The organism is Niallia sp. HCP3S3_B10 (assembly GCF_052064465.1).
Lineage (GTDB): Bacteria > Bacillota > Bacilli > Bacillales > Cytobacillaceae > Niallia > Niallia hominis.
In genome coordinates, this window is record NZ_JBQHVO010000005.1 from 110,738 (window position 1) to 120,412 (window position 9,675).

Sequence of the window (9,675 nt, forward strand, 5' to 3'; positions counted from 1 at the left end):
TTGTTATATTAGTATTGTTCAAAACTTCACAAGAAAGAAATTAACCAATTAAGGGAGTGAATAGGAAGAATGGACAAAAAAAATATTGTCATAATCGGAGCAGGTTATGCAGGCGTTCATGCCGCAAAAAAGCTTGCTAAAAAGTATAAAAAAGATGATTCAGTTTCCATTACACTTATAGATAGACATTCCTATCATACAATGATGACTGAATTACATGAGGTTGCTGCACACAGAGTAGAACCAGATGCTATTCAATTTGATTTACGTCGTTTATTTAATCGCACAAAGGTGAAATTAGTTACAGACAATGTTAAACATGTTGATTATCAAAGTAAATTAGTAACGACAGAACACGGACAATTTTCCTTCGATTATTTAATCTTGGGAATGGGTGGCGAACCAAATGATTTTGGCACACCTGGAGTACAAGAAAACGGATTTACCCTTTGGTCTTGGGAAGATGCTGTTAGATTAAGAGAGCATATTGAGAAAATCGTTCGTAAAGCAGCTAACGTTCATGACGAAGCTACTAGAAAAGCAATGCTAACCTTTACTGTCTGTGGTTCTGGGTTCACAGGAATTGAAATGGTTGGGGAACTTATTGAATGGAAAGAGAGATTGGCGAAAGACTATAAATTAGACGCAGAAGATATTACTTTATATGTGGTCGAAGCTGCTCCTACTATATTAAATATGCTTGAGCGCAGAGATGCTGATAAAGCAGAAAGCTATATGGTGAAACAAGGCGTTAAGATCCTAAAAAGCTCTCCAATCGTTGAAGTAAAAGAAGATGCTATTGTTTTAAAATCCGGCGAAGAGCTTCCAACCTATACGCTTATTTGGACTGCAGGGGTTCGCGCAAATTCTGATACAAAAGATTATGGTATGTCTGCAGGAAGAGCAGGACGTTTAAAAGTAAATGCTCATATGGAATCAGAAGATTATAAAGATGTATATGTAGTTGGTGACTTAGCATATTTTGAAGAAGAGCCTGGAAAGCCTACTCCTCAAATTGTTGAAGCTGCTGAACAAACTGCTCTAACAGCTGCAAAGAATATCATTGCAGAGATTAGCGGCGGCGAAAAAGAAGCATATAAAGGGAAATACCACGGGGTAATGGTATCAATCGGAGCTAGATACGGTGTTGCGAATTTAAGTGGTATGCATTTAAGTGGCTGGTTTGCAAACTTCATGAAACATATGGTTAATCTATATTATTTCTTTGGCATCGGAAGCGGCTATTATATGTACCAATATGTGATGCATGAGTTTTTCCATACAAAAGATAAACGTAATATATTCCGTGACTTCTTAACACGCTATGGAAATGTTCTTTGGAGTTTACCTTTACGTGTCTTTGTTGCAGGTTTCTGGATAATAGAAGCTTGTGCAAAACTTTGGGGTGAATCTACATGGAAAGATTCTATCTCTAGCTGGTCTAAGGTTCCAAACCTATTCAATGGTCTAGGAGAAGATTCTTGGCTAACAGCTACTAGTGTAAAAATGCCGTTTGAATGGCTACAAACTGCAACAAGCGGTGCGAGTGAAGCCGCTACTTCTACTGACTTTGCGACACCGATTTTAAGCAAAATGCCATTCTGGTTTGAATGGATTATGAAAATCATGCTGCCAACACCAGAAGTTGCACTATTTATGCAAAAAATGATGATCTTTATTGAATTAGCAATTGGATTAGCAATTCTAGCTGGTTTATTCACATGGTTAGCAAATGCTGCGAGTGCTGCTTTCTTAGTAATGTTTACACTAACTGCAATGCTTGGATGGGATAAAGTTTGGGCATTGCCAGCATCAATCGCCTTGATGAACGGATCTGGTCGTACATTTGGATTAGATTATTGGGTTATTCCGTTCCTTCAAAGAAAATTAGGTGACTGGTGGTACGGAAAAGAACGAGCGATTTATAAGGATTATAAGTAATGAAATAATATGCTAGAAACATAGAGAATGCATTATTTTCCATGTTTCTAGCAATCCTCCTGAATCAGTAAAGGAGAAAAAAGAAGCTAATTGAATTTATTCCTTGATCATGTCTAAAAGCTAAGCTTTGAAATTAGTTGGTTGCTTTTTGCTCCAAGCTCTTTATTTGACTATAGGGTTTATTCCTTTGAATGAAGAGGAAGATCAAAATTCACTCTATTCTTTTTTGTCCTATACTGATTAATAGGTATCAGTATTTATTTAACCTACAATCAACTTATTTATAGGAAAAATAACATCCGCAAGAATGGAAGTTGAGAATATGACGAAAAATCAACGCCTTGTATATATAGCACTGCTTGCGTCACAAGCTGTAATAATAAGCTTACTAGAACGGGCTATTCCATTTCCATTTGCCTTTGCACCTGGAGCAAAGCTTGGATTAGCAAATATTATTACATGCTTAGCTCTTTACACACTTCCTACAAGAGATGCATTTAAAGTAATTGCGATTCGCCTTTGCTTAGCGACACTATTAGGAGGAACGCTTTCTACCTTTATGTATAGTGCAAGCGGGGCTCTGTTAAGCTTTATTGGCATGTGGAGTGTAAAGCAGCTTGGCACCAAACGAATTAGCTTAATAGGAGTAAGTACCACCGGGGCTATTCTCCATAATATTGGTCAATTAGCTGTTGCAAGCTTTGTTGCACAAACATGGACTGTATTTTTATATTTGCCTATTTTATCCTTTATCGGCATCTTATCAGGAATAGCCATAGGAATACTTGCCAACTATCTAATCACACATGTAGAAAAACTACAATATTATAGAGATTTATCGGAAATAAACGAATCTAGTAATGAAAGAGGTTAGAGTATGCGTGTACATCAAATGTGGGATACGTATCCGGAATTAAAGAATGATTTGTCAAAAGTACTTCAATTAATTGAAAGCAATATTCGTGTTCGTGACAAAGTAGTAGAAAAAACGATTAAAGATTTAATCTATTCAGGTGGCAAATTACTTAGACCTGCTTACTCCCTGCTTTGTTCACAAGTAGGTCCTTCTAAAGACAAAAACCGCGCGATAGCAGTTGCAGCTGCATTGGAAACATTGCATATGGCTACATTAATCCATGATGACGTTATTGATGAATCACCTACACGGCATAATATTCCCACAATCCATGCTCATAATGGAAATAAGTTTGCCATCTATGCAGGTGATTATCTATTCTGCGTTTGTTTTACGATCTTATCTAAACACGCAACGTCTCTATCTCATTTAGAATTTAATGCTCGTAGCATGGAAAAAATTTTAAGCGGAGAATTAGATCAATTAAATGCTCGATATCAATCTAAAGTGACGGTTAAAAATTACTTAACAAGAATCTCTGGAAAAACTGCCCAGCTTTTTGCTGTAAGCTGCTATTCCGGTGCTATAGAAAGTGAAGCTAGCCGACCACTCGCTATGAACGCTTGGAATATGGGACATTATATCGGCATGGCCTTTCAAATTATGGATGATATTCTAGATTATAAAGGAGATAGCTTAACATTAGGCAAGCCTGTGTTGGCAGATATTAAACAAGGTCATTATAATTTGCCGCTCATTTATGCAATTCAAGCGAATCCTAAAGAACTGATTCCTATTTTAGATAAAAAAGACGCGTTGACTGATGAGGATATGCAACAGATTTCTGAACTTATTTCTAAATATAAAGGGGTAGAAAAAGCAGAACTCCTTGCTAAAAAATATACTGAAAAAGCAATCAAACAACTTAATAAATTACCTGATGGAGATTATAAACAGCATCTTTATGCCATTACAAATAGTTTATTGAAACGGAAAGTGTAATCTTTCTAAAAAATCCGAGCCTTTCTATCCAAGTTGATTATAGATTGGACTCGGATTTTTTCTGTTAAATAGCCACTATTAGCTTGTATACTTATCTTTAAATTCCCAAAATCCCGGAATACTTTCTAAATCATATTGATAAGCAGACTCTATTAGCATGATTTTCAGTTCTTGTGAGAGATCCGTCCTGTCATTCGGATTTGTCCTATTCATTAGTTTATTGACCTTTGGCTCAAACAGCTTAATTAATTCCATTAACATTTCAGGATCTACTTTTGCTCTTTTTACGATTGTATACATATCTGTCATTTGCCATTTTCCTTTCGTTGATTTGGTTTCATTTCGTTCCATTCCTTCAGAAGCTGATCTATTTTTTTGTCTAATCGAAGCAGAACAAATAATGATAATGTTAAGGGAAAACCAAAGTTACTGATCATTGTCATCCATTGAGTCATATCTATCAATTCCATCCACCTTCCTCCTTCCGTTCATAAATGAAAGAATTCGTTGTAAAGCTACTTTTCGTGTTTTTGAAACATATTGTTGCGATGTACCAATTGTTCGAGCAATTTCTGTATCCGTTAATTTATATAGATATGCATAGGTTAGAATGTCTCGTTGTGAAGTGGTCAAACTAAGAATGGCTGAATAAATCATCTTATCTGCAATATACTCCTCCACACTTGCTCGCAAGACCTCCTTCTCCACCATCCTTTCTATTTCAGCCTCTTTATCATATAGAGTAATGTCCTTCTCTCCCCCAGCTTCCCTTTCAGCAAGTATTAACGGAAATCTTTTCTGATACATTGTTAAGTTTTTATTAAAATTAATGGTGCTATACTCCATGGAAGAAGTAATATACGCAGTAAATCGAATGGTAAAAAAATGCTTTTTAAAGGCTTCATCCAGCTTTTCTTTATTTTCCTTTGTTGGGAATTCTATCGCCTTTTTTAATAGAAGTAAATTTATCTTTTTTTCCAAAAAGCTTTTTACAATTGGATTGCTTAATAATGATTTATTATCCTGCAAGAACGCGGTAAAAGCCTCTGATTGAAAAGAACGGCATTCCTTCATACTCAAGCCTCCCAAAAGGAACATATGTTCTGTTTTTGTTGTAAAAAAAGGGACTAATCTTCATTAGCCTCTTTCTATTCATATATGCTATTTCTACCTCCTTCTATATTATAAAGAAAGATTTATCGTAAAAATAACAACCACTTGTCCTAATTTCATTTAATCGATTACGGATAACTTAATATCAAAGATAACATTGTATGTATTCTCTTCCAATACGACAAAAGTCCAATTTTTTGCTAAAATCGATGTAAAGGAATGAAAGGATTCCTTCGATAAAGTGATTGTTCCCAATACTTCTCCTCGGTCCTCAAAGTCTCTTCCCTCTACTAATTGATATTTTAATGATAAAAGTCTTTTTAACGTTCCCTTTGTTAAAAAGGTTATTTCATATTCATCTGCAATAATCGCTTTTACGCTTGTCTTATTTTTTTCATAATAGGAGAAAAGTGTTTCCCAATCAGGCAAAGCATTACCACAGCTTTGAAAAAAAATAAGATCCTTGCTTTCCAAAGCCTGTATAATCGCTTCTTCCTTATATCCATTACTTTTTACTTGTTCCAGCATTATCGCATAATTCAACGCTACTTTTACCACAAAAAACCTGCTCCCTTCACATTTCATATTGATTTCAAAACGAGAAAAAGATAAATTGATAGAAAGACTTTTATTAAACAGCCTTCTTTTTACTATTGAATAGTTTAAGTATAATCTATTTTAAAAGGAGTGAGGAAGAATGATTAAACAAAATCCATTTGTTCCATTTAGCATTGCAATGGTTACCCCGTTTGATGATAAGGAAAATCTCTCATTAAGCGGTATTTATTCTTTAATAGATTACTATAAAAAAAATCAGGTTCCTGCACTGCTTATCAGTGGTTCAACAGGAGAGCAGCATTCGATGTCCATCGAGGAACGCATAACCCTCTTACGAGAAGCACGGTTAGCTGGAGAAGAAAAGCTCCTTCTTATCGGAGGAGTTGCTGCTGTAAGAACATCTGACGCTATTCGATTGGCGGAAGCTGCCCAACGAGAAAATCTAGATGGAATTATGCTAGGGTTTCCTCCTTATTTACGAATGAGCCAAAGAGAAGCAGCTGAATACGTGAAAAAAGTGTGTGCTGTGACTGATTTACCAATTATGCTCTATAATAATCCATCACGTACTGGATTTAACTTAGAATTAACTACTTTATACGATTTAGTAGAGTCCTGTCCGCAAATCCAAGCTTTAAAGGAAGCAGGTAATCCTAGCAATGCACCTCTAGTAAAAAATAAGCTTGGTCCTTCCTTCTCCGTGTTAACTGGATTCGATATTCATCTTTTAGATAATATGCAAAACGGTTATGACGGAATCACTAGTATAATAGGAAATATTTTTCCAAAAGAAATACAACAAATTGTTCAATTGGGAAAAAATAATGAATGGAAACTTGCAGAAGACCAATTGTCTAAACTACTGCCAACCATGCATACCATCTTAGAAATAGGAACACTGCGAGCCATCAAATATGTACTAACAGAAAATAATATTAATGCAGGAATATGTAGAGAGCCACTATCCATTTTGAGTAAACAAGAAAAGGCATCATTAAGCGATATTTTTAATAAAGGAGAGGTACGATGAAAAAGTACAGTAAATTCCTCCTATTATTAGCCTTATTGATTTTAGCCTCTTGTAGCAATAATGGAGAAAATACCTCTTCCTCTAAAAAAGAAACGTTTTCTTTAACGATCTCTGCAGCAGCAAGCATGCAAGATTCATTAAATACGATCAAGAAGAAATTCGAGGAGGAACATCCAGACATTACATTAACCTTTAACTTTGGTTCATCAGGAGCTTTGCAGCAACAGATTGCTCAAGGAGCACCGGTTGATTTATTTTTCTCAGCTGCACAGGATAAGCTAGATCTTTTGGTTGACGATGGACTGATTAAAGAGTCCGATCATATCGACTTAGTAAAAAACAATTTAGTTCTGATTACAAATAAACAATCTAATGTAACGATTAATCGTTTCGCTGATCTTGAAACATTAGATAAGGAAAAAATCGCCATCGGCATACCAGAATCAGTACCCGCAGGAAATTATGCGAAAGAGACGCTTCAAACTCTTCACATATGGGAAAAAGTACAGGAGAATATCATTACCGCAAAAGATGTTCGTCAAGTATTGTCATATGTTGAAACAAACAATGTGGCAGCAGGGATTGTTTATGGAACAGATGCAAAGACATCTGATTCTGTAGAAGTCGTTGCCACTGCGGAGGAATCAAGTCATTCCCCGATTGTCTATCCGATTGGCATCATCAAGGACAGCAAAAATTACGAGGCAGCAAAAACGTTTTATGACTATCTGCAAACACCAACTAGTTTAAAGGTTTTCGAGGAAGATGGATTTATTGTTAACTAAAGAGGAATGGTCAAATTTTTGGTCCCCCCTCTGCCTATCCTTACAAGTTTCTCTGGTTGCCACTATTGTCGTCATAGTTAGTGGCACAATACTTGCTGCCAAGTTAGCCAGAAAAAAATTTAAGGGAAAGGCATTGCTTGAAACTTGTTTACTTTTGCCAATCGTTCTTCCTCCAACTGTTACTGGTTTCCTACTACTCGTTCTGTTTGGTAGAAATAGTATCCTCGGTAAAGTAATCGAATGGATCTTTCATCAGCCTGTCATTTTTACATGGTGGGCTGCAGTAATTGCTGCATTTATCGTATCCTTTCCTTTAATGTATCAATCAGCTAAAGCAGGATTTATTCAAATTGATCGCTCAATCGAGGAGGCAGCACGAGTCGATGGGGCAAATGAATGGAAAGTACTCACATCCATTTCCATTCCACTTGCTTCCCACTCTATCCTTTCTGGAAGTATCCTTAGCTTTGCCAGAGGGCTAGGAGAATTTGGGGCCACCTTAATGTTTGCAGGGAATATTCCTGGAAAAACACAAACCTTGCCTACCGCTATTTATGTTGCTATCGATAATGGAAATATGCGAATGGCTTGGATTTGGGTACTATCCATCACGATTATTTCTTTTATAATGCTAGCTTTGTGCCAGCCGAAGCAACGATAATCTTTTCCTTTGACAATGTATTTCCTTATAAAGTAGTGTTAATACTTCTTACTGCAGAGGACATATTATGAAAGCAACAGACAAGCATATCATTTGGCACTTTCCCTCTCTCTGTTTTAATCTAAAATGGACAATAATCCACATTTTTGTGGAATTAAGGAGATGATTTTGTATGAAAATTACGTATCATGGTCAATCCACTATTGAAATTAGTACAGAAGGAAAATCATTGGTTATTGATCCGTTTATTAGTGGCAATCCTTCCGCAGTTTCTAAAGTGGAGGAAATGAAAGTAGATGCTGTTCTTTTGACACATGCTCATATGGATCATATTCTCGACGCTGCACCAATCGCTAAAGCAAATAATGCCCCGGTTGTCGCTAATCCAGAATTAGCTGCCTATATGTCATGGAAGGGCGTGGAAACAATTGGGATGAATATCGGAGGAACACTGGATTTAGAATTTGCAAAAGTGAAAATGACACATGCATTCCACAGCTCAGGGATTATTGATGAAGAAAATAAAAACATCTTATATGGCGGAATGCCAGCTGGATATATTATTGAAGCAGAGGAAAAAGTGTTGCATCACGCTGGAGACACTGGACTATTTGGCGATATGAAAATGATTGGGGATCGTCATAATTTAGATGTTGTTTTCCTACCAATCGGAGACCATTTTACAATGGGAACTGAAGATGCACTACAAGCAGCCGAATGGTATCAAGCAAAACTAATTATTCCTATTCATTACAATACATTCCCTGTTATTGAACAAGACGCAAAAGCATTTGTCAACAAGCTTGAAGAACTTGGATTTAAAGGGAAAGTATTAGAGTTAGGTGAGACCTTCGAATTATAAGAAAACGGAGGCGCCGTACAAACTGGAAGAACTTCGACTGATATAAAGGAAACACGATGAGCGTTAGTGAATCGATGTTGACTTATCGTGGGGAGAAGATCTGAAAGTTTGCTAGGCGGTATTCGCTGGAGCTAGACAATAAGATAAGCGGAGAGCACCCGGTTAGGGGCGTGTAGGCTTCAGAAAATTTCTACTTTCTTAACAGTTAATAAAAATATTTTAGTAAGAAGTCCAGCCTTCATCAGCTGCGATGTTCCTGCTGATTTAATTTGCGCTTATCACTTTCTATATGTACATCTAGAAACCTTTAATGTCTCCAATTAACAGCAAAATCAATTAAAATATTTGAACATGTACAAAGACATGCCTTGTTTTATAAGCTAGTTTTTTCTTCTGACTTCCTATATGATCACCAACAGCATATTTATCAGACTTTAAAGAATGTGAATAAAGAAGATTTTGAGTATGCACTAGTAGATTCACACATCAACCGAAATCTTCCTATCAGTTATCAGGCTAATGCAATTGTCGGGATGATTAGGGAGTGGTTCAAGGGGGATTTTGGTATCCTTGTGAATATATGGCGGAACAATTATTAGCATTTATTCATAGTAACCAGTCACCCCCATCAAAAATCAAGATATTAAACTAATTTCATTAGATTTGACACCAAAGAAGGCTGATATCGCGCAAATAAAAGGGATATCAGCCTAAGTTTTGGCTTTTATTATCCAAAACTATTGCATTATCAGCATAAGTTTCGTTTTTTCAGTCAATGTTTCATTTTATCAGCCAAATCTTCTCCTTTATCAGCCATTGTTTCATTTTATCAGCCAAAACTCCTCCTTTATCAGCCATTGTTTCGTT

The 9,675-nt window shown here is 36.2% G+C and carries 12 protein-coding genes; 8 read left to right on the plus strand and 4 right to left on the minus strand.

Annotation, left to right across the window (positions count from 1 at the left end; all coding sequences use genetic code 11):
* Nucleotides 1-69: 69 nt before the first annotated feature.
* From ACTNDN_RS04835 to ACTNDN_RS04845, 3 genes are all read left to right on the plus strand, one after another.
* A complete protein-coding gene (locus tag ACTNDN_RS04835; protein ID WP_031535036.1) occupies nucleotides 70-1,941 on the plus strand; it encodes an FAD-dependent oxidoreductase in 1,872 nt (623 codons plus the stop codon).
* A 322-nt stretch (nucleotides 1,942-2,263) separates the two neighbouring features.
* Nucleotides 2,264-2,815, plus strand: coding sequence for a Gx transporter family protein (locus ACTNDN_RS04840; protein WP_031535038.1), 552 nt, complete (start codon nucleotides 2,264-2,266; stop codon nucleotides 2,813-2,815).
* A 3-nt stretch (nucleotides 2,816-2,818) separates the two neighbouring features.
* A complete protein-coding gene (locus ACTNDN_RS04845) occupies nucleotides 2,819-3,799 on the plus strand; it encodes a polyprenyl synthetase family protein (RefSeq protein ID WP_031535040.1) in 981 nt (326 codons plus the stop codon).
* Between the two features lie 78 nt (nucleotides 3,800-3,877).
* Here ACTNDN_RS04845 and ACTNDN_RS04850 read toward each other — a convergent pair whose 3' ends face one another.
* From ACTNDN_RS04850 to ACTNDN_RS04865, 4 genes are all read right to left on the minus strand, one after another.
* The gene (locus ACTNDN_RS04850) at nucleotides 3,878-4,108 is read right to left on the minus strand and encodes a hypothetical protein (RefSeq protein ID WP_031535042.1); all 231 of its coding nucleotides are present in this window, start codon (nucleotides 4,106-4,108) and stop codon (nucleotides 3,878-3,880) included.
* Nucleotides 4,105-4,269, minus strand: a complete 165-nt coding sequence (locus ACTNDN_RS04855) for a YvrJ family protein (protein WP_081836540.1) — start codon at nucleotides 4,267-4,269, stop codon at nucleotides 4,105-4,107. The genes ACTNDN_RS04850 and ACTNDN_RS04855 overlap by 4 nt, the downstream gene beginning before the upstream one ends.
* Nucleotides 4,226-4,873 (minus strand): sigma factor-like helix-turn-helix DNA-binding protein, encoded by a 648-nt coding sequence (locus ACTNDN_RS04860; protein ID WP_031535044.1) that lies wholly within the window; start codon nucleotides 4,871-4,873, stop codon nucleotides 4,226-4,228. Before ACTNDN_RS04860 ends, ACTNDN_RS04855 begins: the two co-directional genes overlap by 44 nt.
* Before the next feature lie 159 nt (nucleotides 4,874-5,032).
* Complete coding sequence (locus ACTNDN_RS04865; RefSeq protein ID WP_251627869.1) at nucleotides 5,033-5,470, minus strand: hypothetical protein; 438 nt, start codon at nucleotides 5,468-5,470, stop codon at nucleotides 5,033-5,035.
* A gap of 139 nt (nucleotides 5,471-5,609) precedes the next feature.
* Between ACTNDN_RS04865 and ACTNDN_RS04870 the strand changes: the two genes are divergently transcribed.
* From ACTNDN_RS04870 to ACTNDN_RS04890, 5 genes are all read left to right on the plus strand, one after another.
* Nucleotides 5,610-6,500 carry a dihydrodipicolinate synthase family protein gene (locus ACTNDN_RS04870; RefSeq protein WP_031535048.1) on the plus strand — a complete coding sequence of 297 codons (891 nt, stop codon included), beginning with the start codon at nucleotides 5,610-5,612 and terminating at the stop codon, nucleotides 6,498-6,500.
* Nucleotides 6,497-7,285 (plus strand): molybdate ABC transporter substrate-binding protein, encoded by a 789-nt coding sequence (gene modA, locus ACTNDN_RS04875; RefSeq protein ID WP_031535050.1) that lies wholly within the window; start codon nucleotides 6,497-6,499, stop codon nucleotides 7,283-7,285. The genes ACTNDN_RS04870 and modA overlap by 4 nt, the downstream gene beginning before the upstream one ends.
* Nucleotides 7,266-7,946 (plus strand): molybdate ABC transporter permease subunit, encoded by a 681-nt coding sequence (gene modB / locus ACTNDN_RS04880; RefSeq protein WP_031535053.1) that lies wholly within the window; start codon nucleotides 7,266-7,268, stop codon nucleotides 7,944-7,946. The genes modA and modB overlap by 20 nt, the downstream gene beginning before the upstream one ends.
* A 172-nt stretch (nucleotides 7,947-8,118) precedes the next feature.
* Nucleotides 8,119-8,808, plus strand: a complete 690-nt coding sequence (locus tag ACTNDN_RS04885) for a metal-dependent hydrolase (protein ID WP_031535055.1) — start codon at nucleotides 8,119-8,121, stop codon at nucleotides 8,806-8,808.
* 341 nt (nucleotides 8,809-9,149) lie between these two features.
* Complete coding sequence (locus tag ACTNDN_RS04890) at nucleotides 9,150-9,407, plus strand: TetR-like C-terminal domain-containing protein (RefSeq protein WP_353964064.1); 258 nt, start codon at nucleotides 9,150-9,152, stop codon at nucleotides 9,405-9,407.
* The last annotated feature ends 268 nt before the right edge of the window (nucleotides 9,408-9,675 follow it).